The following is a 23,980-nucleotide window of genomic DNA, read 5'->3' on the forward strand; positions in this document are numbered from 1 at the left end:
TCCACATTCAAGCTTCAGTCCACGAAAGCTATGAATAATTATAATGCTGAGGCAGGTATTCTGACTTGCTCCCCTTTGTCCGGCCTTCCCATCCGTTGTTAAACAGACAGTGACCTTTGTAGAATGGACTACGGTTAATAGAGCTTACAGCTGCGGGACAGTTACAGATTTACACTGTATTCCCTTTTAATCCAGGCGCCGAAAAAACCGGTGCCGGGAACCTAAAGCGCTGCAAACATACAACAAGTATTAATAAGCACAAACAAACATTTGTATATTTAACTTAATGAAACTGATAGTTAGCCTGGCCCTTTTATTTTTCGCGGATCGCGCTTTTGCCCAACAACCCGATACTCTGCTCCTAAAAAACATGCTGCAGGCGCACCCCGAATTGTTTAGCGGCATACTTAACCATCCTACCCAAAACGAGGTGCAGATATTATATACGCAGATAGATCGCGACAAAAATAACGTGCCGCATTTCCGGTCGTACAGTTACCGTTTAAACCCCAAACACTACTTTTACCCCGCCAGTACGGTAAAGCTGCCCACCGCTATTTTTGCTTTAGAGAAGTTGAATGAACTTAAATTAAAAGGTTTAAGTAAGGATGTTAATATGTTAACAGACAGTGCTTTTAACGGACAAACTAAAGTAACTACAGATACCTCTGCGGCCAATGGCTATCCATCAATAGCCAACTATATAAAGAAGATATTACTGGTAAGCGATAACGATGCTTACAACCGGCTGTACGAGTTTGTTGGTCGGCAACAGATCAACCAAAAGCTTAAAAAGTATGGTTTGTACCATACCCGCATTATTGGCCGCCTGGCTATTGGCGATGGCGGCGAAGCAGCCGGGCATACCAACCCAATTGACTTTTATAAGGGCGATAAACTAATTTACCACCAACCCGCCTTATACGATGCGGCTACCTACCCTATGCAGTTAGATAATATGATACAGGGTAAAGCCTATTTGGATAAAGATGATAAGTTGGTAAACGCCCCCTTTGATTTTAGCGAGAAGAATGTTTATACCATTGCCGACCAGCAATTGGTTTTAAAACGGCTGCTTTTTCCGGAGGCCTACACTAAAGCACAACGTTTTAACCTTACAGCGGCCGATTATCGCTCTATATACCGTTATATAAGCATGTTCCCTACCGAGAGCAGCAAACCCACTTATAACCGCCCCGAATATTACCCGGCCTTTTGCAAATTCCTGTTTTACGGTGCCGATAGCACAGCGGCTATCAACCCGGATATCAGGATATTTAACAAACCCGGCGATTCGTATGGTTACGACATTGACAACGCCTACATCGTAGATTTTAAAAATAAGGTAGAGTTTATGGTAACAGCCGTTGTACAATCAAACGAAGATGGTATTTACAACGATAACAAATACGAGTACGCCACCGTATGCCTTCCCTTTCTTAAAAACATTGGGCAGTTGCTTTACCAGTACGAATTAAGGCGCCCCAAAAAGCACCTGCCAGTTTTAACTAAATTTAAATTTAATTATTCTTCGCGAAAATAAAATCCGTTAAAAGAAAACCCGCTGCTTGTTTAGCTGTTAAACTAAAAAACTATTTTATGACAAGTTCAGCATTACAACATAGATGGAGGGGCACAGCCGACGAACAAGCGGTTATTAACCTATCGCAAGCGGAGCGTACGGTATCAATAGCAACAGGTATTAAACTGGCTTTATCGGGCTTCAAAGGCTTGTTTAAAAGCCCATTTACCAGCATTATTAAGCTAGGCGCGGGTGGATACCTGTTAAACCGGGGCATTACCGGCCACTGCGACCTTTACACACGCATGGGTCGCAACTCAACCGAGCCGGTTAATGTAAATATCCGCTCATCCTTTGTTATAGATAAACCACGGTACGAGGTGTACGACTTTTGGCGCAGGCTGGATAACCTGCCCCTTTTTATGAAGCATTTAGAAAGCGTTGACGTGATTGACGAAAAACGATCGCACTGGGTGTTAAAACTGCCCACCGGGGTAGCTAAAGTAAGTTGGGATGCAGAAATTGTAAAAGACGAACCGGGTTACCTCATCGGCTGGAGTTCGCTGCCCGATTCGCTTATCGATAATGCCGGCAAGGTACGTTTCCAGGATAGCCCGGATGGTGAAGGTACCCTGGTGGATGTGGTTATCTCCTACCGCCCGCCTGCAGGTGGCGTTGGTGGTAGTATAGCCCATGTACTAAACCCTCTATTTAAAAATATGGTAGATAGCGATGTGCGTAACTTTAAACAATACATGGACCTAAACGACGGCCAGGATGCCGGCGACGAAGAAGTAATTGTGATTGAAGAGGCCGTTATAACACCCGTTTACCCGGATGCAAACACTGAAGAAGGGCAACCCGAAAACAGCGGGCAGCCTGCCGGTGGAGACGACAGCCAGTCGCCCTACGCCACTGATCGCGGCCAGCAACCCGGCCCGGAAGGACGTATAATTTAGCAAAAAGCAAAAACTTATGCTTTTTTATATCAAATAAAATGTTATATTAGTTAGGCGCACACCTGCAAAAAAATGAAAAAAATTGCGCTTAAGGGTGTAAAAAAGTGGAATGCTTTATAGCTACGTCAACAAAGGTTAAACACGTAAAGTAATATCAACAAAAAAGGCCTCCTGATCAAATCGGGAGGCCTTTTTTTATAAGCTGATATTCTTATTTCACAGCGTCAATGATGGCTTTAAAAGCATCAGGGTGGTTCATAGCCAGGTCAGCTAAAACCTTACGGTTCAAACCGATCTCTTTAGCGGCTAATTTACCAATTAACTGAGAGTAAGAAATTCCATGCTGACGGGCACCTGCGTTGATACGTTGTATCCACAAAGCCCTGAATTCTCTTTTCTTGGTTTTACGGTCGCGGTAAGCATATTGCAAACCTTTTTCAACTGTATTTTTAGCAACGGTATACACCTTGCTGCGTGAACCCCAATAACCTTTGGCGAGGTCCATGATCCTTTTCCGGCGTCTTCTCGACGCGACTGCGTTAACTGAACGTGGCATTTTTTGTTGTTTTTGGTAGTGAGTGTTCCATTACGGAAGCTTTGTTACTCTAATACCTGGTTTAAAAATTAATTAATTACTTACTTGCCTATACAAAGCATACGTTTAACATTACCCGAGTCAGCTTTTGAAACTAAGCTTGTGTGACTAAGGTTACGCTTACGTTTTGTTGACATCTTGGTTAAGATGTGGCTTTTGTATGCGTTTTTTCTGGCAATTTTACCGGTTCCAGTAAGCTTAAAACGCTTTTTAGCACTGGAATTGGTTTTCATTTTTGGCATAACTATATTTATTTGTTTTAGATGTTTACGTTATCTCAACGTTTTATTTTCATCTGTACACCTGCATTGCTGCATTAGCACAATTAATTATTTTTTTAGTGCTTTTGGGGCAACGGTTAAAAACATACGTTTACCTTCCAGCTTTGGCAATTGCTCTACTTTACCAACATCTTCAAGTGCTTGTGCAAAGCGCAGCAGCAGTATTTCGCCCTGTTCTTTGTATACAATTGCACGGCCTTTAAAGTGTACGTAGGCCCTCACCTTCTCGCCCGACTCTAAAAACTTGGTAGCATGCTTTAATTTAAAGTCAAAGTCATGGTCGTCAGTATTAGGCCCAAAACGAATCTCTTTAATTACAGTTTGTTTGGCATTGCTTTTTATTTCCTTTAGCTTTTTCTTTTGCTCGTAAATAAACTTGTTATAGTCAGTTACCTTACAAACCGGTGGGTTAGCATTCGGAGATATCTCAACCAGGTCAAGATCTTGTTCCTGAGCTATAGCCAAAGCATCTCTTAACGAGAAAACTCCCTGCTCAACATTATCACCTACAAGGCGCACTTCTTGTGCCCTGATGAACTGGTTGATGTTATGTTCGGCCTCTTTTTTCTTAAAGGGAAGCCTTGGTCCTCTGTTGAATGGTTTGTTTAAAGCCAAGTTATACTGTTATTTCTTTAATTATTTGTTGTTTAAAATCTTCAATGCTCATACTTCCCAAATCGCCCTGGCCATGTTTACGAACAGAAACCATCCCTTCGGCGGCCTCTTTTTCACCCACAATCAGCATATAAGGGATCTTTTTAACTTCAGCATCGCGTATTTTACGCCCAATCTTTTCATCCCTGAAGTCAATCAGCCCGCAAATATCGGAATCTTTTAACTCATCTGAAAGTTTTTTTGCATAATCTTCATACTTTTCCGATATGGGTAGTATTATAAATTGCTCAGGAGATAGCCAAAGCGGGAAATTCCCTGCACAATGCTCTATTAATACAGCTACAAAGCGCTCTAACGACCCAAATGGCGCACGGTGTATCATTACAGGGCGATGCTTTAAATTATCGCTGCCGGTATACTCCAATTCGAAGCGTTCTGGTAGGTTATAATCTACCTGTATGGTGCCTAATTGCCATTTTCGGCCTAAGGCGTCTTTAACCATAAAATCAAGCTTAGGCCCGTAGAAGGCCGCTTCGCCATATTCTACTACTGTACGCAGGCCTTTTTCTTCGGCCGCCTCAATAATGGCCGATTCGGCTAATGCCCAATTTTCGTCAGTACCTATATACTTGGTTTTGTTGTTAGGGTCGCGTAACGAAACTTGCGCGGTATAATCTTCAAAGCCTAAAGCGCCAAATACATATAATACCAGGTCAATAACCTTCTTAAACTCATCCTTCACCTGGTCGGGGCGGCAAAATAAGTGGGCATCATCCTGTGTAAAGCCACGTACACGAGTCAAACCGTGCAGCTCGCCACTTTGCTCGTAACGGTAAACAGTGCCAAATTCAGCTAAACGGACGGGCAGATCCTTGTACGAACGTGGTTTAGTTTTGTATATCTCGCAGTGGTGCGGGCAGTTCATTGGTTTTAGAAAGAACTCTTCTCCTTCTTGCGGTGTCTTTATAGGCTGAAACGAATCCGCACCATATTTTTCGTAGTGACCGGATGTTACATATAGGTTTTTATGACCAATGTGTGGTGTTATCACCTGCTCATAACCCGATTTTACCTGGGCTTTTTGTAAAAAGTTGGTTAGGCGTTCGCGCAGCGCGGTGCCTTTTGGTAACCATAATGGTAAACCCATACCCACTTTTTCAGAGAAGGCAAAAAGCTCCAGCTCTTTACCTAATTTACGGTGATCGCGTTTTTTTGCTTCCTCTATTAGGTGCAGGTAATCTGTCAACTCGCTTGCCTTAGGGAAAGTAACCCCGTAGATGCGTGTAAGCTGCTTACGGCTCTCGTCTCCGCGCCAGTAGGCACCAGCAACGCTCATTAACTTAACGGCCTTTATAAAGCCTGTATTGGGTATGTGCGGGCCGCGGCATAAGTCGGTAAAGTTGCCTTGTGTGTAAAAAGTAATGGCACCATCAGGCAGGTCTTTTATCAGATCCAGTTTGTATTCGTCGCCTTTTTCGGTAAAATATTCAATTGCATCGGCTTTGCTAACCGGTTTGCGTATGTATTCGCTTTTGGTTTTAGCCAGTTCGATCACCTTGTCTTCGATCTTTTTGAAATCGTCCGACGAGAAATCGCGGTCGCCAAAGTCAACATCGTAATAAAAGCCGGTTTCGATAGCCGGACCTATACCAAATTTGGTACCAGGATATAAAGCCTCTAAAGCCTCGGCCAATAAGTGGGCTGATGAGTGCCAATACGTCGATTTACCCTTTGCATCGTTCCAGGTTAATAATTTAACCGAAGAATCTTCTTCAATAGGCCTTGCGGCATCCCAAACCTCGCCGTTTACTTCGGCCGCTAATACGTTACGTGCTAAACCTTCGGAGATAGACATAGCTATCTGCATGGAAGTGATCCCTTTGTCGTACTGACGAACGGAACCATCAGGAAGTGTAATACTAATCATCTACAACTATGATTTAAATTTTTATAAAAATGTATGATTTATAACGATCACATACTAACGTGATCTATACTTAACGCAAAAATAGGATTTTATGTAACAGACGGAAACATATGGCTGTAAAAAATGATATATATGCGTCATAACAGATATATTAAACTTATTAAGAATTATTATCTACCGGCAATACTTAAGGATAGCCACTACCAGCTAAATGTTTGCTTAATGTAGGCTATCAAGTTATTAGCCATTGCTTTTTGCTCTTTTTCACTCGGGTGGCCGGGAGTATTTTTGAAAGGGAAAAAGTGTGTGTAGATAGCTTTATCATTTAACCCAGCTACTGCTTTTTGTACATATCCAGGCCATGGCGAGCCTACTTTTGTAGCATCCATACTGCCCAGAGCACATATGATTTTCGCCTTTGGATATTTGCTACGGATGCTGGATATAAAAGCTTTATAGCTATTTACAATAAACTCGTCTGTTGGTGGTGTTGAGCCAAAATGCGCCTTAAACTGCTCCTGGTCGGGTGCTTTAACCAACCACGAGTCGTTTTGAAATAAATTTATAACCACTACTTCGGGAGTAAATTTGGTAAAGTCCCATTTGGCGTCCCCACGTGCATATACTTTGTCGTAAATATCAGGCATAACATAGTTGAACCAACTAAGCATAACACCAATGCCACTTTTAGCTATAACGTTATAATCTGCATTAAAATAACGGGCGGTAATATTTGCATAGCTTTTATAACCGTTTTCATATTCATAGGTACCCCTATCCTGGCCTGTTGTGTCTTCAATTGCGTACCCACAGGTAATGGAATCGCCAAAATATTCTATTGTATGCGCATAGTTAGGCGGTGACAATAGCTTACCACCTTTGTTAAGTGAAAGCCCATAAAACCATAAAATACCCATGTCGTACTCTGTACGTTTAAATATTTCAAGTTTATGAACGCCTGATGGTAAGTCCGCAACCAAAGTATATTCTTGTTTATCAGTACCGGGTTGTAGCGTTGTAACCACTTTATCATCAACTACAATTGTTAAAAAATCTTTCCCGTTTTTGTCCTGCAAAACAGCTTTTGCACCCGTTCCGTTAAAGTTTATGACAATTGATGATGCAGTCCATGTTAATTCGGCTGCATCTTTCCTGATGCCGATGCGCCCCATGTAATGGATATGCGGATCGTTAAAAAGGATGTCGGGATTAACTTTGGTAGCTGCATTTACAGCTGATTTTGAACAGCCGGAAATTGCAACAATTAAACTTACTGATAAAAATGCTAAACGTAATTTGCCCATAATAACTTCTAATAATTTTATTTAAGATAAACATAGGTGATTCCATCGCCGCCTCTATCTGCATGCTCGTCTTCCATACGGTCTACCTGGTCATACTTTTTCAGGTACTGTCGTATCATTTTACGCAGTATACCGTCGCCCTTGCCGTGCAGTATTTTAAGGTTGCCAAAACCCATCATTAACGCCCTATCAAACAGTTTTTCAATAGAGTGTAATGCATCTTCGGTACGCATGCCACGTACATCAATTTCGGGGCTAAAGTTAGCAATATCGCCGGTATGGCTAATACCTGCTCGTCTCAATTCTTTGGGCACAGCAGCCTTTGCCACTTTTTGTACACGCTTACGTTTTACAACGGTGCGTAACTCGCCCATAGCAATAACTACATTGTCTTTGATCAATTCAATCACTTGCCCGGTCGTTTCGCCGTCGGTAAGTTTTACCCAGTCGCCTGGTTTAATCTCTTCATCAGCATTTACAACTGGTTTAACAGGCTCGGTTTTTACGGTATTTTTTTGAAGTTCCGCCTGTAAGTTATCGCGCAATACTTTAGTTACTTCTTTATCGGCATTGTTGCTTTTTATTTCAGCAATGGTGTTTTCAACCAGCTTATTAGCATTTAGGATAATGTTTTTAGCTTCCTGCTTAGCTTCTTTTATCAATACTTTCTTATTTTCATCCAAATAGCTTTTTAGCTTTTCGTTCTCGCTAAGTAATACGTCAACCCTGCGTTGCTGTTTATCCAGCTTTTGTTTGGTATCAAATATCTCCTTTTTCTCGCGTTCAAGGTCAACAAGAAGGCTATCAACCTTTTTTTGTCCGCTACTTATTTTATTACGGGCCAGGTTAAGTACGTTTTGCGGCAGGCCTATTTTTTGGGCTATTTCAAAAGCATACGAACTGCCAGGCTTGCCAACTTCCAGCATGTAAAGCGGCCTCATTTGCTGGTTGTCAAACAACATCGAAGCATTTTCTATCCCTTCGATATTGCTTGCAAATATTTTTAGGTTTGAGTAGTGGGTAGTTACCATTCCCCTTACCTTTTTTTGGTTTAGGGCTTCAAGCACGGCTTCGGCAATAGGTCCGCCAAATTGAGGATCAGTACCCGTACCAAATTCATCTATCAATATTAACGTTTTGCCGTTCGCATTCTCTACAAAGTTCTTCATTTTGCTTAGGTGTGCGCTGTAAGTACTCAGGTCGCTTTCAATCGACTGGTCATCGCCAATATCAACAAAAAGCTGTTTAAATACTCCTGTTACGCTATCGGCGCTGGCAGGTATCAATAGCCCGGCCTGAACCATTATTTGTAACAGACCAACCGTTTTCATACAAACCGATTTACCACCCGCATTAGGGCCTGATACTACAATAATGCGCGTACTATCATCTATCTGTACATTTAGCGGCACCACTGTCTTGCTTTCCTTTTTAAAATTGAGGAATAATAGCGGATGGCGTGCATTAAATAGCTTAAGCCTTGCCTCGTTCACTACTTTTGGCATTTCGGCTTCAATATCAATAGCAAACAGCGCCTTGGCACGCACAAAATCAAGTTTGGTGAGCAAGCTGTGGTACGATAATAATAATGGCACATAAGGCCTCAAATCGTCTGTTAAAAGCGTTAGTATTTTGATGATCTCGCGCCGGCGTTCAAACTCCAAATCGCGGATATGGTTGTTAAGCGAAAAAACTTCCTCCGGTTCTAAATAAACGGTTTGGCCGGATGCTGATTCATCGTGAATAAAGCCCTTAACTTTACGTTTGTTTTCAGCAAGTAAGGGTATACATAAGCGGCCATCGCGTATGGTCAATGATCCATCGGCCGTCCAGTTATTTGCAGATGCAGCTTTGAATATCTGGTCTATCTTTTTCCTGGCTTCTTGTTCGGCTTTAGCAATTCCCGATGTAATATCTGATAATTGACGGGTAGCGTTTTGCCTGATTTTACCTTTTGTATCAATAACCTGATCTATCTTTTTTAAAATGGCTTTTTCTATGGGCAAGTGCTCAAAAAGCGCCTCCAAATTCGGATATATTCCCGTACGGTCGTTAAAATAAGCTATTACAGCAAATACGGTGGTTAACGATGCCTGTACCTGAAAAAAATCTTCTTCTGATAAAAATGCGCCTTCTATACGGGCCTTATTAGCTAAGGATTTGATATCATAAAAATGGTTAATTGGCAAGGCATCATCATTTTGCAGTATGTTTTTAAACTCGTTTGCCTGGTTCAAAAATTTAGCAATCTGATCATAGTTGGCCATTACCTGTATCTTATCAACCATTTGCTGGCCCATAACACTCAGGCAGTGCGCCTTAATTAATTCCTTTATCTCGATAAAACCCAGTTTATCTGCACTGTTATTAGGGTATAGCATTTTTTGGGCTTTTTTTAGTGCCGATCTTATTTAGCGAATCGGTTTTAGATTTAATATTGTCTGATACCTGGTTGTAGATATCCTCTATTACTTCGGGCTGGGTAGTGTAATATTGAAAGCTTTTTTTAAATAAACTACTGTTAGTATGGTATTTTTTGAATACAACGCCGTATTTAGATGCTCCGTATTTGTACAGGCTATCCTTATCTTGCGGTATATTAGAAAGTTCGCCGTCAACTATATGGATATCAGTTAACAGGCGTATCATTTGGGGCTTGGCTATTATTCCAGCAGGGGTTTTATCTGTATCGCATGCTATTAAAACAAGCAATACTGAAAAAAACAAGATTATATATTTATGCATTCTGTAATTTAGCGGTTTTAAAAGCAAATTTACGGATAAATGAGCATTGCAGATAATATCAATAATTTAAAAAAGGAAACAAGTGAAATAAACGTCACTCTACTGGCAGTTTCTAAAACTAAACCGGCAGAAGATATTATGCAGGCTTACGATGCGGGGCAGCGATTATTTGGCGAAAACCATGTACAAGAAATGGTTGAAAAATACGAACAGTTGCCAAAAGATATTGAATGGCACCAAATTGGCCATTTACAAACCAACAAGGTAAAGTATATCGCGCCATTTGTAAGCATGATACAATCTGTAGATAGCCTTAAATTACTGCAGGAAATAAACAAACATGCAGCAAAAAGCAACAGGGTGATCGATTGCCTTTTGCAGATATATATAGCAGACGAAGAAACCAAATATGGCTTGGGCTTTGACGAAGCTATTGAACTATTAAGAAGCGACGAGTTTGCCGGGCTAAAAAATGTGCGCATACGCGGGCTAATGGGTATAGCTACCAATACTTCGACCGAAAGGCAGATAAAAGCCGAGTACTACGAACTAAAAACTTTTTTTGATGGCATTAAAACAAGCTTTTTCAGAAAAGAAGACTCATTTGATACTATATCTATGGGTATGTCGTCTGATTATAAGATAGCGATAGAGCAAGGCAGTAATATGGTAAGGTTGGGTAGTAATATATTTGGCACCAGGATAACCAAGCATTATAAAAATAACTAATGAACAATATAAACTTAAGGATAGCGGTAAAGGAAGACTGTACGCGGTTACTGGAACTGGTAAACGAACTTGCTGTATACGAGAAAGCTCCGGAGGAAGTAACCGTAACAATAGCTGAGTTTGAAGATGCGGGCTTTGGCAATAAGCCAGTTTGGAAAGCATTTGTAGCAGAAAATGATGGGGTTATAATTGGTTTTGCTTTGTATTACATCCGCTATTCAACATGGAAAGGTTGCAGGTTATACCTTGAAGATTTAATTGTGACTGAAGAATGGCGCGGCAAACGAGTTGGCAAACTTTTATTTGATCGCCTGATACAGGAAACCGCCGAATTGGGCTTTAGCGGCATGGTTTGGCAAGTACTGGATTGGAACGAACCGGCTATTAACTTTTACCGAAAATATAATGCTGCAATAGAAGCGGGATGGTTAAACGCATCTTTATCTAAAGAGCAGATATTAAATTATTAGTATGAAAATAAGATTGTTGTTTTTGGCAGTGCTGCTAACCGGCTTAAGTGCATGCGAATGGGGCTCCCCTACTAAAAAGGCCCCGCATGATATATTTACCGATACGCTGGTTTATACTTACCAGGTAGTACATGAACGTGCAACTGATTGTGGTAACAAACCAGATAGTACTTGTAGCATTGTTAAAATCAAGTACCCTCTTTTTAAAACCGAACGGGCTTTAAATGATACTATAAAAAACAGGTTACTGAACTTATTTACGGTTGATAATAAACCCGATACGGGATATAATTCCATGGCAAAACACTTTTTAAAATCCTATATCGATTTTAAAAAGCAAAACCCCGAATCGGTAATGTATTATACCTTAGATAGCTACGCTAAAGTAATTGAGCAAGATTCTGGCTTGGTTGCTGTAGAGTATGGGGGATATACTTTTCAGGGAGGCGCACACGGTGCAAGTTTTACAGGTTATATTAACTGGGGAGTAAACAGTAAAAAGAATGTTGTGCTTGATGATATTTTAAAACCCGGAACTTATAACGAGTTTGTTAAAACTGCCGAACGGATATTCAGAAAAGATGAAAAATTGAAGGATACCTCATCCCTTGCACGCGATTACTTTTTTAAGGATAACAAATTTACATTGAATGATAATTATTCAATTACCCCGCTGGGTATTACTTTTATGTACAATCAGTACGAAATTAAACCTTACGCGGCAGGGCAAACAAAGTTATTTATCCCCTATCAACAAATAAAAAGCCTGATGCTTCCGGGATCGGTTGCGGCACAATACATAAAAAGAGATGCTGGTATTTAAATTCGGAGGCGCATCCATTAAAGATGCGGATGGTGTTATAAATCTGGGTAATGTTGTTAAACAGTATGCTGAGAATCAAATACTGGTTGTAGTATCGGCAATGGGCAAAACCACAAATGCACTTGAAAAACTGGCCGATGCTTATGTAAATGGTACAGATGACCTTCATCCTATATTTGAAGAGCTAAAACAATATCACTACGATATATTACACCAGCTTTTTGGTGACAACCACACGGTATTTGATGAAGTTGCCAATACTTTTGTAGAGATTGACTGGATGATAGAGGATGAGCCTCACGATGATTACGATTTTATTTATGACCAGATTGTATCAGTTGGCGAATTAGTATCCACCCGTATCGTAAATGCATGGTTCAATCATGAAGGTATCACCAGTAAATGGTTAGATGTGCGTGGATATATACATACTGATAATACCTATCGTGAGGGAGCTGTAGACTGGGATAAAACGCGCAGCAGTATTCAAAAAGATATTCCGGCATTGTTAACAAAAGGGATTGTAGTTACACAAGGGTTTTTAGGTGGTACATCAGAGAATTTTACCACTACCTTAGGTCGCGAAGGATCAGATTATACAGCATCAATATTGGCGGCTTGTTTAGCTGCTGAATCTGTTACCACATGGAAAGATGTGCCCGGTATACTTAACGCAGACCCTAAACTATTTAACGATACTGTTAAATTTGATGAACTAACTTACCAGGAAGCAATAGAAATGACCTATTATGGTGCCAGTGTAATTCATCCAAAAACTATAAAGCCGCTTCAAAACGCAAATATACCGCTGTTGGTAAAACCTTTTACCGATCCGGGTGCGCCGGGGACTGTTATTAAAGAAGGTGCTTTAAATGAGTTTAAAAAGCCGGTGATCATTATTAAACATAATCAGGTGCTGTTATCTATATCGGCTAACGATTACTCGTTTATCTCCGAAATTCATTTAAGCGAAATATTCAAGCAATTTGCAAAAAACCACGTAAAGGTAAATGTAATGCAAACATCAGCCTTAAGTTTTACTACCTGTATAGATTTTAACGCTGAACGATTTGGAAAGTTACTGACAGCTTTAAAAAGTGATTTTAAGGTAAAATATAATGATGGCCTCACACTTATCACGTTAAGGCATTATACCAATGCAGCTATTGATGAATTAACCATCGGCAAAACCGTATTGATGAAACAAACCAACCGGAATACCGCGCAGATAGTAATTAAATAATTACCATACTTTATTATAATAAGGTTAATAACCAGCAGCTTAAAGCGGCGGCCCCTGTATTTGCAAAGTTTACGGCATCATTGTTTAAATGATCTTTTCGTTCTAATGTAGCACCCAAAGCTGAATCTGTTAGATTACCTATGGTGCCTGCTATAACGATATACCAGCAACCTATGTCAAAGCCAAAGCCAAGCCCATAAATAATAGCGATTATGGCAGAGCCAACAACGCCAATCAAAGTACCTTCTATGCTTATAACCCCGTTATAGCCCTTCTTATCTGGTCTAAGACTGATGATGTTATAAAACCTCCGGCCATAAACCATACCCAATTCAGACGATAGTGTGTCAGCTATTGCCGATGCAAAAGCCGCCGCCATTAGCAGGCCGAACAAAGGTGCAACATCAGGTACAAGTTTCATCAACAAGCCAAATAACGCAGCTATTGCACCATTAGCTAATACCTGGCCGGTATTACGTTTTTCACTATCGCTTGTTGCTTGCTTTCTGTTTTTCTTCCAGCTTGTGGCAAGTGTGCTAAGTACAAAAAAAACACCTAACATACTTATTCCGGTAAATCCTGCCCCTAAAAATATAAACAAAGCTACCACGCCACCGGTTAATGTACCCGCAAGAGTTAGCTTGCCGGCTTTATAGCTTGCAAACATGATAACGATCAATACAAATACGAACACAAGATGATTAGCTGACATGATATTTCAAACCTAAAAAATATTATGAAATAAGCTAATACTACAAACAAAAAACGCCCGGCATTATGCGCGGGCGTTTATATTGAAAGGCATTCAGCCGATAATGTAACGATAATTATTTAGCGGCAAATGTATACGGCAATGCGTTAAATGCACCCGAGGCAACATTGGCAACGTCAATCGAAATGATATTGCCACTGCCATCATAATTAATTTTACGAGATGTAAAGCTGTAAGTACCTGTAATGGTCTTTTTATCTGTGTCAACAGCTGTTATTGTAACTGTACCAGAACCGGGCTCTACAGCACCATATTGGGTAAAAACATAATTACCAGAGCCATCTTTGGTTTGCACATAATATTTTATAGCAACGGTAGCCGCACTATCAACTTTATAGGTACCTAAAGTAAAATCGTCGCTGTTTGAAGGCGTAGGATCAGTTACCGATGCGGTTATTTTCTTTTGAGTTTTTTGGCCCGAAAAAGAAAACACTCTTTTATTTGAAGCAGCAGTATAATTTATTGATGCAGATAAAGTATCGGGTGCCCATAAATTACCGCCTATGTATGCTTGTAGTATATAAGTGGTGGTATCGGTAGTAGTAGCTTTATCTTTTTTGCAATTTGATAATAAAAATACAGCAGGTATAACAAGGATAAATAGTAATTTTTTGTTCATTATAATTATAATTTGGGCCGAAACTAATATGTTTTATCGTTAAAAAAAGCTATTTCACATTTTTTAACAGTTTTGTTTTATGTGAAAAGTTTAAACGTGCGAATATACTTTTAATTATAAGGTAGTTTAATGTAAAATATAGTTTTGCCTATTTTACTTTCAAACTAAAGTCGGGGTCCAAAATGCTGCTCTGCCTACCTACCCTTTGTAGTGGTAAACATCGTATAAGTACTCTGTTTTTTAATTAATTGTATATAACACGTGTGTTGTGCTTTAAAATGATGTGTTTAATCTATCTTTAGGATACTTAAGCCACTATATATGTACATCCTTTTACCATTTAAAAAACTAACCAAACTTGCTTTGCTCACTGCATTAGTTTTTACGGTTTATTCTTCATACAGCCAATCGAAATACAAACCGGCTGACTTATTTGGCGCCTTGCCTGTACTACCTCCGGGTAATGAGTATCGGACAGCCACCGGAGAGCCCGGGCCATCGTATTGGCAAAACCAAGCAGACTACCTAATAGATGTAGCGCTCGATGACAAACGGGATGTCATCAATGGCACAGTTACAATTACATATACTAATAATAGCCCTAAAGCATTGCCTGTTTTATGGCTTCAGTTAGAGCAAAATGTGTTTAAGAAAGATTCAAAGGGTATACAATCGGGTCTTTTTCTTTATAAAAATAGCTCAGAACAAACTACCGACGGCGGGTATCAAATTGAGCACATTAAACAAACAGATAACAAAGCCGATATAAATTATCATATATATGATACACGTATGCAATTGCTATTGGCTCAACCTTTAAAAAGCGGTAGCAAGATCAGTTTCAGCATTAGATACAGTTATAAGTTCCCGAATAATTATAAGAATGCTGATTTTTTAGTGAACCGTACGGATATGTTGGCTACTAAAAATGGCAATATATACGCTGTAGCCCAATGGTATCCCCGAATGGCTGTATTGGATGATGTTGAAGGGTGGAACACACTACCCTATTTAGGCAATGGCGAATTTTACCTTGATTACGGTGATTACAGGGTTAATATAACAGTTCCATCTTCCTATATTGTAGAAGGCTCAGGCGACCTTATCAATGCCGACGAGGTTTTAACTCCTATACAATTAAAACGATGGGAAACAGCCAAGGAAAGCACCACGCCTGTGTTTATACGCACCGCAAAGGAAGTTACTGAGCTTTCTTCCCGGCCATCTACCCCTACCTGCACCTGGAAATATAAAATGGATAATACCAGGGACTTTGCGTGGACCGCCTCAAAATCCTTTATATGGGAAGCGCTGAGTTTTAAGTTAAATACAGGTAAAAGTGTAATTGGCAGTTCGTTATACCCTATTGAGTCTGACAAAGCCCGTAGCTGGAAAAGCTCGTCCGAATACATCAAATTTACGTTGCAAAATTTTTCTGATCACTGGTACGAATACCCTTATAACAAAGTTGTTAACGTGGCATCAAACCTTGATGGTATGGAGTACCCCGGGATGGTTTTTTGTGCTGCAAAAGATACTGGAAACATGTATTGGGCGGTGGTGAACCACGAACTGGGGCATACCATTTTCCCGATGGTTGTTGGCAGCAACGAGCGCAAATACGCCTGGATGGACGAGGGCTTTAACTTGTTTGTAGATAATATAATGACCAAGGAGTTTAACAAAGGAGAGTTTATTGGCTATGCCGAGATAGACAGCCCTTTAATATCGCTGTTTTCTGAAAGGTTACTACCTATTGTTAGCCGGCCGGACGCAATACCCGGTAACCAGGTGTACCCTATTCAATATCAAAAAACGGCTTATCTATTAGCCTTGCTGCGTAATCATATTTTAGACACAGAACGGTTTGATGCAGCATTCAAAAAGTACATTAACGATTGGGCGTACAAGCACCCCACTCCCTGGGACTTTTTCAGAAGTATGGATAACTCATCCGGCGAAGATTTAAGTTGGTTCTGGAAATCGATGTTCTTAGAGAACTACAGGGTCGATCAAAAGGTTGAAAAGGTTGAACAGCCAGCTAAAGGAAACGCTATAATTACTATCGCAAATTTGGAGCGTGCCGCTATGCCGCTTGATGTTGAAATTGTTTATACTGACGGATCAAAAGAGCAGCATACTTTTCCGGTAGAGATATGGCAGTATCAAACCCAATACACTTTTACAGCTGATAAAAATTCGGATATCGCAAAAGTGACAATCGACCCGGTCCATATATACCCCGATGTGAATAGGAAGAATAATGTCTACATAAGCAAACGATAACAATTTTTATTTTACTTCATACGTAAATTTAGCGGCTCCAGCCATGCCTTCGTTTGTAATACCTTCTATTATTATTTGATATGTTCCTTTATTATCAGCATTAAAGTAATCAAATGATGCATCTCCATTAACATCAGTGGCTATTTGGGGTAACCAAAAAATAGTACTGCGGAGGTCGGCATGCTTGTAACTGTTGTTTTCCTGATCGTATCGGGGGGCGTAAAATTGGCGCGCTTTATAAAAGCCTACGATCTTAAGTGGCAGCACGCCGCGCGATATTACGTTGGCAGGGTCTAAACCCACTCCCTGCTTTGTTGTTATTATTAACACGCCGCCTGCTCCTTCTACTCCATAAATGGCGGTACTGGCATATTTTAAAACCTCAACGCGTTCTACATCAATCGGATTAATGTTATCTATGTCAGACCGGTTACTTCGCGCCATGCCATCTATAACTACTAACATTGGTCTATCGAGCATTTTATTCATAGTTAAATAAGGAATAGCTGAACCAAGATGCTTTACAAAAGTTAAGCCTCCAACACGACCGGTAAGCACGTCAGACATTGATCCTGTGGTACGTATGTCTTTCATTTCAATTACATCATCAGCATTCCCGGCCCCCGCTAAACTTTGAGTACGGTACTCTCGTTTTTTAACCCCTTGAATTTTCACTTCCTTTAGCTGTATCCCCTTGCCGTAATATCTTAAAAAATCCTCGTGCCTGCTTTTACTGTTTTGCAAATAATCCTGTAAAATGGCAGTATCGGCCAATCCATTATCATCGTGTAAAACGTCCGTTACCGGTGCAGGTGGTATAGATTGGTAGGTTAATTGGGTGTTGTTGTTGCCTTTATTGTTTATTGCATTTAACACAAACCGTGTAGTATCATAAAATGCCAGGTTGTCAAATTTAAAAATACCACCCTTATCTGTTTTAGCGGTAATCATCGAACCTCCGTTTATCGGAATCAGGGTTACCGTGCCATTATTTATAGCCTTACCCAAAAACGATTTTGCAATACCGCTTATACTTAAACCCTTCTCCGGCTCCGTTACATTTAATGGTATATCATCATCTATTATGTTTTTCCATTTAAAGCGGCGGTATCCATGAGTAAGCATCACTAAATCAATATCGTTTTTTCTCTTCTCATCGTCATTGTAAAAATAATATCCGGGGTCTTCGATATACCCTTTCAGGCACGATGTAAGCAAAAGATAGCTTAAGATAGTTTCCTGTTTGTTATCATCAATAAGCACCTTGCTTTTATCTATCACTGATACCGAAAAATTCCCGGAAACGGGTTCCCAGTTTTTATCTTGCACATGCAGCTTAACTGTTATTTTCTCGCGGGTATTATAAACACCTTTTTCTGTTAACGCATCAATGGTTAATCTGTTATTGTTATTTATAAAAACCAAACGTTCACATAAAGGCTCACCATCTGCAGATGTAAGTGTAATTTGTGCTATACCATCCCCTAATTTATCCTTTCGTATATCGTATCTTAATTCGCTGTTTGTTAGACTATCGATATAAGTTGTTAGCTTCCCGCCCGAATAAAAAAGCAAGTTGAACAAACGTTGTTTATTTTGCTGATAAAATTCACCATTGGCTGTTAATTTTATAGATAGCATATTGGGCTGATTGACCACCGAGACAACAATTCCAACACTTTTTGCAGTTGGCAAATTAACATTTGCCTTTACACCGTTAGCATATACTATGTTGGCATGATAATGCTCACCTTTTGCAGGGGTAATATTTACGCTACCCATACCCATGTGGGTAGAGGAAAATTTTGTAATAGTGCTATCCTTTGCATTTAAAATAATTCCGCTTACATCTATTCCTTTGCCATTAGAGGCGATAGCCTTAAAAGCTACATTTGATTGTACCCCTGCTACCAGATCTCCCCCTTCAGGAAAAAATTGAAGATCGGGCATTTCCGTTGTATGATTAGTTGGTGAAATAGGCTTTTTTATGGTTTTAATAATGGCCATAATTGGTACAACACGATCAAAAAATTGATCGTTGCCATAACCCTGCATTATTTTGGTATATGCCCTTAACCTATAATTGCCACTCGCAAGCGAATCCGGTAAAGCAAAATCTCCCCATGCAAGCCCATTGTTAATTTGGAGTTTAATAGATTGACTTATTTTATTTTGCGGGTTTACAATATCGGCATATAACACCCCACTTAAGGGCGACAGGATATTTTCTTCACCGTTGGTAATATAGGCTTTAAAGTATATGGTATCACCCGCGGCATAATAGGGCTTGTCTAAATGCAAATAAGCTTTTTCTGTAGGATGTTGTTTAAAAAAGGTATTTAGTTTGGCAGCTTGCTCTTTTATAGTCAAAGGTTTATGAGTTTGCCCCTTTGCTATCGTTATGCCTCCAATTAATATAGCGATAGCCAGTATAACGCCTTTTTTCATTAATAGTAATTTAGGTGGGATAATTGATTATTAACAAGTTAAACAACTTTTTCCTAAATATTTATAATAATCTTTCTGCTTGAAACTACGGCGAAAAAAAAGCCACAAAAAAAGGCCTTTCAGTTATCTGAAAGGCCTTTTGCTAATATTGATCTTTAATTTTTTTGCTGCGACAAGAAAGTAACCAGCGATGCAAACTCATCGTACGACAAGGCGTTGGCCAGGCCGGTAGGCATCATTGATGTTTTTAATTCTTTACGTGATACGATATCTGATGCCTTGATGGTAAACACATCGCCAACTATATTACGCATTACTATTTTTTGTGCCGATTCCTCTGCCACAAAGCCGGTATAGCTTTTGCCCCCTTTGGCCGTTATTGTTACTGTCGCAAATCCCTGCGATATAGATGCACTTGGCTTTAATATCGATTCGGCAATTTGCTGGCGTGTCATGATAGATCCTATCTGCCCCATAAACGGCCCTTTCAGCTTTTCGCCGCGTTTAATACTATGGCAGGCTACGCAGCCTTGCTGAGTAAACAAGCCGCGACCTTTTGTTGGGTCGCCTTTAATTTTGGCAAGGGCTAGCATAATATCCTCGATAGATGATTTGCCTATCTGACCTTTTTTGCTGCGGATCTTCTCCAGATCTATTTTTGCTTCCTTAACAGCGGCAACTTTTTCTTCGGCGCCAAATGCGGTTATCTCCATGCGGTTGCGGGCATTAAGGTCGGCATAAAACTGCTTGCCGGCTGGTGTGGCTTTTGCCCTTTGCGCGGTTAAAAATGCCTTAATTTTTGGTGATGCTTCCCAAGTGATGGCTTTGTAATACGGGCCATGCGAGTCGGGCCTTGTGCTCCACCACCACGATCCGTCGTACGGTGCTTCCTCTTTATAAAGCCTTGCAAGGGTAGTTAGTATCTGGGTTTTTGTTTTTGGGCTTTTTGCTTTAGGGTAAGCCGCTATTAAGCCGTCAACTGCCCGGGTATCGTGCATGTAGCGTAAGGCCCAAAGCGCCAGGGTAGAATTTTCGGTACCGATGGCACTTACACAGGCATTAACCGCATTTAGGCTAACCAATGCCCTTACCGCTAAATGAGCAGGTATAATAGCCGAATTCGGCGTGGCGTGCGGCCCCTCGGTGCCTTTAGCGGGTGCAGCAAATGATGCAGGCACCTTTGTTTGTAATAATGCTTTAGCGGTCTCTATACGGCCCAACCTGCCTAAGCCAATAATGGCGGCTGCTTGTACACGAGCAGATGGACTGCTCAACGCAGTTAAAAATGGCTCTGTCGGTACCGATTGTAAGCGGCCCTTTCTATCGGTTAAAGCTTTTAATGCAAATTCCTGTAAGTCTTTATCTTGTGTTAACGGCACCAATGCGGCTGTGCCGCCTTCTCCGGCTATCTGGGTATAAGTAAACAAACCTGCCACACGTGCATACAATGGTTGTTTAGCATCTGTTACAATAGCCCAGGCAGCTTTTGAGGCTTCATCTGCCGGGCGGTTAAGCAATTCCTGCGATGCACTTAAACGCGCCACGGCGCTGGCCGATGTTAACATACCCGCCAGATCTTTTACAGATGCCGCTTGTACGTTAGGGAAGGCTGTATAGGTCCAGTTGGTTGGCACAGCGCGTATTACATATCCCTTAGACGGGCTCCCTTCATAACCGGCACCATCCCATGCCGAAAGATATAATCTGCCTGAACCATCTACGTCCAGATCGGTTATTTGCGGCAATTCAATAAAGTCTTCTTGTTTTTGGGTAAAGCTGGCCCCATCAGGTGTAACGCGATGAATGTATAACTCGCTTCGGCCCCAATCAGCCATCATGGGCACATGGTTATATTTTTCGGGCCAGGTTGGTTCGTCCATAAACAAAGCACCGGTACCCGACCCTCCTCCTACATCTACCAGCGCAGGTAATATCTCGTCGGTGAAATTCTGGAATAATAAGGGGTAACCATATTCGCCCGATTGCAGGTGATGCGAGAAACGAATGTTCCAGCCGCCGCCATCGTTTGTGTTATCGCGGGTAAAAATGTTCATGTATGGGTCAATGGCTACATCATATATATTACGTGTACCGTGCGAAAATATTTCCATTTCGGTACCATCGGGCCTTACCCTTACAATACCGCCGCCCAGCATGGTTAACTTTTTACCGCCGCGGTCAATGGCATCATGAAAGCCAAAATCGCCAACGGCAATATATATCCAGCCATCTATACCCATTCGTATACCGTTTGTAGCATGGTCGGTACCGCGTTCGGCCAGCATATTGGGGTTGCTTATATGTTCTATCAGTGGTTTCTCGGGGCCGTCGGCTACGCCATCGTGGTTTTTATCTTCAAAAACAACCAAATTCATGCCAGTCGCTTTTTTAGTATCGGGCGAAAAGATAGTATGCAATACAAATACCTGATCGCCTTTTACTATAATCCCCCGTGGGTTATCTACACGGGCAAATTCGGTATGGCTATCCATTTTGCCATCATTATCTTTATCAATCAACTTAAGTATCATGCCTTTTCCGGGCTCTTTACCCAACGATCCCATCATATCTACCCCAACATAAACTTCGCCGGTGGCAGCAACAGCAAGGCAGGCAGGGCTGGGCGTAAGATCAGGCCCCGAAAATGTGCTCACTGTTAAACCATCGGGCCAGTTACCCCTGGGTGCTAATGGTAATTTACGCGTATGTGCAAGTGAAGAATCGGTATTTAATTGATCGTTATATTGGTTTTGATGCGTGTTGTATTTTACAAGGCCCAAAAGGCAAATAACAAAAAATAGGGTAAAGGAAAATTTTAACATAACGCTTATTGTATTAAGATAATAGTGGCAATATATAATTAATAGGATTAATTAACAGTAACATTTATATAGATGGAAACCGGTTTATGTAATAGGTGTATCGGCCAAATTTGCAACTATGGGCAATATAATATGGGGGACAAACCATTATTTTTTAGGGGGCAAAATTGCAGTGATGCCTATTTGATCATTTATTTAGTACCCGCTTTGTTTTTTAAGTAGTAAAACAATGGCTCGCTTATATTATACCCAAACGGGCCAAAGTCAAAATAAGCATTACCTATTATCAAATCGCTTTTCCCGTCGCCGTTTAAGTCTCCGTCGGCAAGGGTAACGGCGCGTTCAAAACGGGTGTTAAGTGGTAATGCATGTGGTTCAAAGTTAAGCGCACCTTTATTTTTAAAGTAAACAAACCCTTCCTCCGTTTGCCGCGCATCTGTATATAAACTTACCGTTGCAATATCAATATTACCATCGCCATCAAAATCGCGCGCTATTGCTTTATAACAGCCGTTTATCGGATAAAAAAATTGCTGCTCGTACTTGTCGTTCCCTTTGTTGATATATATGTATACACCATGATAGGGCTTTAAAACTAATGTGGCGTTTCCATTGTCGCCGCAGGTATATACAATGTCTTTTAAACCATCGTGGTTCACATCCACCCTTTCAAAAAACGACGAACCATAAATAGCCGGGAACCGCATAATAGGTATCTCTTTAAAAGTGCCGTTGCCATTATTTAATAAATGTGATATGCGCTCCTGCCCTTGTGTAAATAACACCCAAATATTAGGCAGCTTACTATTGTTATCATAATCTATGTAAGCTTTAACTGCACCGGGCAGGTTGCTGATAATATGTTTTATAAACGTACCATCGCCCTTATTCTCCATCCATGTAAGTGCGCCTATCAAATTGCCAAATTCGCATATTAAATAATCTGTTTGATGGTCGCCGTTTATATCTGCAGGTATAATTTCAACAGGCCTAACCAGGTCTTTAAACAGCGGCGTGGTATCAATGCTCATTTTACCAGCAGTACTTATTTTAAGCTTTGCCACACTTCCGGCTTTATCATCATTGGCACCCAACTCCTTCCCTATCATACACACCAGTATTTGGTTGGCGGTAAAGCACATATCTACAACCGGGCCCGTAGTTTTTACTGAATCAACTACTTTTAATTTACTATTTAGTAAGTATAGCTTGTGCGATTGCCCGTTGGCAACAAATACTCTTGTGGGCTTTACACTGGTATCAATTTTTATGTAGGTAGCTAAAACTTGCCCGCCTGACAAAGATTTAGCAGCCGCCTCTAAATTGAAAAAAGGCATTGTGCGGGTTATAGGAATTGTACGCTTTTGAGCCGGTAAAAACATTGGCGCTTTAGCCATATAATAGCTAATAATATGTTGCCATTGTTCATCGGTAAGTAATGGTTTATCCGGAACAATTAATTCGCTGCTTTTTATTGATTCTGTATACGATTCGCCATAATATGCTTTTATGCCAAGGCGTATCCCCATTTGCGGCAAAATGCTTTTCCACTTGTTTTTGTTTAACAGCTGAGGGTTGGGTAATAAATGGCAGGACCGACAATATTTTTGCGACAACACAGCGCCATCTTCGATATCGCTCTGCGAGGCCGGTAACAGGTAGGCATCTGTCTCAGTACGGTTATCAATGGCATTGCTTGTATCAAAAAACAAATAGGCAGCAATCGCACCAATTATCAAAACAGCAATTATAATAATTAGCTTTTTATAAGGTAACGGCTTTTTTTGGCTGGCTACAGCTGGTTTGCTTTTATTCATTAT

The 23,980-nt window shown here is 40.7% G+C and carries 19 protein-coding genes and 1 riboswitch; of the genes, 7 read left to right on the forward strand and 12 right to left on the reverse strand.

Going from position 1 to position 23,980, the window contains the following annotated elements:
* Positions 1-32: 32 nt before the first annotated feature.
* Positions 33-240, reverse strand: a riboswitch (cobalamin riboswitch).
* A 46-nt stretch (positions 241-286) separates the two neighbouring features.
* Together FFF34_004620 and FFF34_004625 are read left to right on the forward strand one after the other, a co-directional pair.
* Positions 287-1,543 (forward strand): serine hydrolase, encoded by a 1,257-nt coding sequence (locus tag FFF34_004620; protein ID TSD66696.1) that lies wholly within the window; start codon positions 287-289, stop codon positions 1,541-1,543.
* 56 nt (positions 1,544-1,599) lie between these two features.
* Positions 1,600-2,481 (forward strand): DUF2892 domain-containing protein, encoded by an 882-nt coding sequence (locus FFF34_004625; protein ID TSD66697.1) that lies wholly within the window; start codon positions 1,600-1,602, stop codon positions 2,479-2,481.
* 211 nt (positions 2,482-2,692) lie between these two features.
* On the opposite strand, the gene rplT is transcribed toward FFF34_004625, so the two are convergent.
* The 7 genes from rplT to FFF34_004660 all read right to left on the reverse strand — a co-directional run bounded on the left by rplT (position 2,693) and on the right by FFF34_004660 (position 9,948).
* Positions 2,693-3,037, reverse strand: coding sequence for a 50S ribosomal protein L20 (gene rplT / locus FFF34_004630; protein ID TSD66698.1), 345 nt, complete (start codon positions 3,035-3,037; stop codon positions 2,693-2,695).
* Positions 3,038-3,117: 80 nt separating this feature from the next.
* Entirely contained in the window at positions 3,118-3,318 is a 201-nt protein-coding gene (gene rpmI / locus FFF34_004635; protein ID TSD66699.1) for a 50S ribosomal protein L35, read from the reverse strand.
* Between the two features lie 87 nt (positions 3,319-3,405).
* On the reverse strand, positions 3,406-3,972 hold the full coding sequence (locus FFF34_004640) for a translation initiation factor IF-3 (GenBank protein TSD66700.1): 567 nt from the start codon (positions 3,970-3,972) through the stop codon (positions 3,406-3,408).
* Position 3,973: 1 nt separating this feature from the next.
* Positions 3,974-5,899, reverse strand: coding sequence for a threonine--tRNA ligase (gene thrS / locus FFF34_004645; GenBank protein ID TSD66701.1), 1,926 nt, complete (start codon positions 5,897-5,899; stop codon positions 3,974-3,976).
* A 200-nt stretch (positions 5,900-6,099) separates the two neighbouring features.
* Positions 6,100-7,203, reverse strand: a complete 1,104-nt coding sequence (locus FFF34_004650; protein TSD66702.1) for an electron transporter RnfD — start codon at positions 7,201-7,203, stop codon at positions 6,100-6,102.
* A 17-nt stretch (positions 7,204-7,220) separates the two neighbouring features.
* On the reverse strand, positions 7,221-9,584 hold the full coding sequence (locus FFF34_004655) for an endonuclease MutS2 (GenBank protein TSD66703.1): 2,364 nt from the start codon (positions 9,582-9,584) through the stop codon (positions 7,221-7,223).
* Positions 9,571-9,948, reverse strand: a complete 378-nt coding sequence (locus FFF34_004660) for a DUF4296 domain-containing protein (protein ID TSD66704.1) — start codon at positions 9,946-9,948, stop codon at positions 9,571-9,573. The genes FFF34_004655 and FFF34_004660 overlap by 14 nt, the downstream gene beginning before the upstream one ends.
* Positions 9,949-9,987: 39 nt before the next feature.
* On the opposite strand from FFF34_004660, the gene FFF34_004665 reads away from it, so the two are divergent.
* Genes FFF34_004665 through FFF34_004680 form a run of 4 tightly spaced genes read left to right on the forward strand, consistent with a single transcriptional unit; the run spans position 9,988 to position 13,213 of the window.
* Complete coding sequence (locus tag FFF34_004665) at positions 9,988-10,677, forward strand: YggS family pyridoxal phosphate-dependent enzyme (protein ID TSD66705.1); 690 nt, start codon at positions 9,988-9,990, stop codon at positions 10,675-10,677.
* Entirely contained in the window at positions 10,677-11,147 is a 471-nt protein-coding gene (locus tag FFF34_004670; GenBank protein ID TSD66706.1) for a GNAT family N-acetyltransferase, read from the forward strand. The genes FFF34_004665 and FFF34_004670 overlap by 1 nt, the downstream gene beginning before the upstream one ends.
* A 1-nt stretch (position 11,148) precedes the next feature.
* The gene (locus FFF34_004675; protein ID TSD66707.1) at positions 11,149-11,970 is read left to right on the forward strand and encodes a DUF3298 and DUF4163 domain-containing protein; all 822 of its coding nucleotides are present in this window, start codon (positions 11,149-11,151) and stop codon (positions 11,968-11,970) included.
* A complete protein-coding gene (locus FFF34_004680; protein TSD66708.1) occupies positions 11,957-13,213 on the forward strand; it encodes an aspartate kinase in 1,257 nt (418 codons plus the stop codon). Before FFF34_004675 ends, FFF34_004680 begins: the two co-directional genes overlap by 14 nt.
* Before the next feature lie 13 nt (positions 13,214-13,226).
* Here the strand turns inward: FFF34_004680 and FFF34_004685 are convergent, their stop codons facing one another.
* Together FFF34_004685 and FFF34_004690 are read right to left on the reverse strand one after the other, a co-directional pair.
* Complete coding sequence (locus FFF34_004685) at positions 13,227-13,925, reverse strand: DUF92 domain-containing protein (GenBank protein ID TSD66709.1); 699 nt, start codon at positions 13,923-13,925, stop codon at positions 13,227-13,229.
* A gap of 115 nt (positions 13,926-14,040) precedes the next feature.
* Positions 14,041-14,604, reverse strand: a complete 564-nt coding sequence (locus FFF34_004690; GenBank protein ID TSD66710.1) for a hypothetical protein — start codon at positions 14,602-14,604, stop codon at positions 14,041-14,043.
* Between the two features lie 321 nt (positions 14,605-14,925).
* Here FFF34_004690 and FFF34_004695 point away from each other — a divergent pair, with 321 nt between their 5' ends.
* Positions 14,926-16,890, forward strand: a complete 1,965-nt coding sequence (locus FFF34_004695) for a M1 family metallopeptidase (protein ID TSD66711.1) — start codon at positions 14,926-14,928, stop codon at positions 16,888-16,890.
* 6 nt (positions 16,891-16,896) lie between these two features.
* On the opposite strand, the gene FFF34_004700 is transcribed toward FFF34_004695, so the two are convergent.
* The 3 genes from FFF34_004700 to FFF34_004710 form a co-directional block, all read right to left on the reverse strand.
* The gene (locus FFF34_004700) at positions 16,897-19,338 is read right to left on the reverse strand and encodes a hypothetical protein (GenBank protein ID TSD66712.1); all 2,442 of its coding nucleotides are present in this window, start codon (positions 19,336-19,338) and stop codon (positions 16,897-16,899) included.
* 155 nt (positions 19,339-19,493) lie between these two features.
* Positions 19,494-22,160, reverse strand: coding sequence for a c-type cytochrome (locus tag FFF34_004705; protein TSD66713.1), 2,667 nt, complete (start codon positions 22,158-22,160; stop codon positions 19,494-19,496).
* A 191-nt stretch (positions 22,161-22,351) separates the two neighbouring features.
* Positions 22,352-23,977: a VCBS repeat-containing protein gene (locus tag FFF34_004710; protein ID TSD66714.1), complete on the reverse strand. Its 1,626-nt coding sequence runs from the start codon at positions 23,975-23,977 to the stop codon at positions 22,352-22,354.
* Positions 23,978-23,980 lie beyond the last annotated feature (3 nt).

Origin of the sequence: Inquilinus sp. KBS0705, from assembly GCA_005938025.2 — a bacterium.
Lineage (GTDB): Bacteria > Bacteroidota > Bacteroidia > Sphingobacteriales > Sphingobacteriaceae > Mucilaginibacter.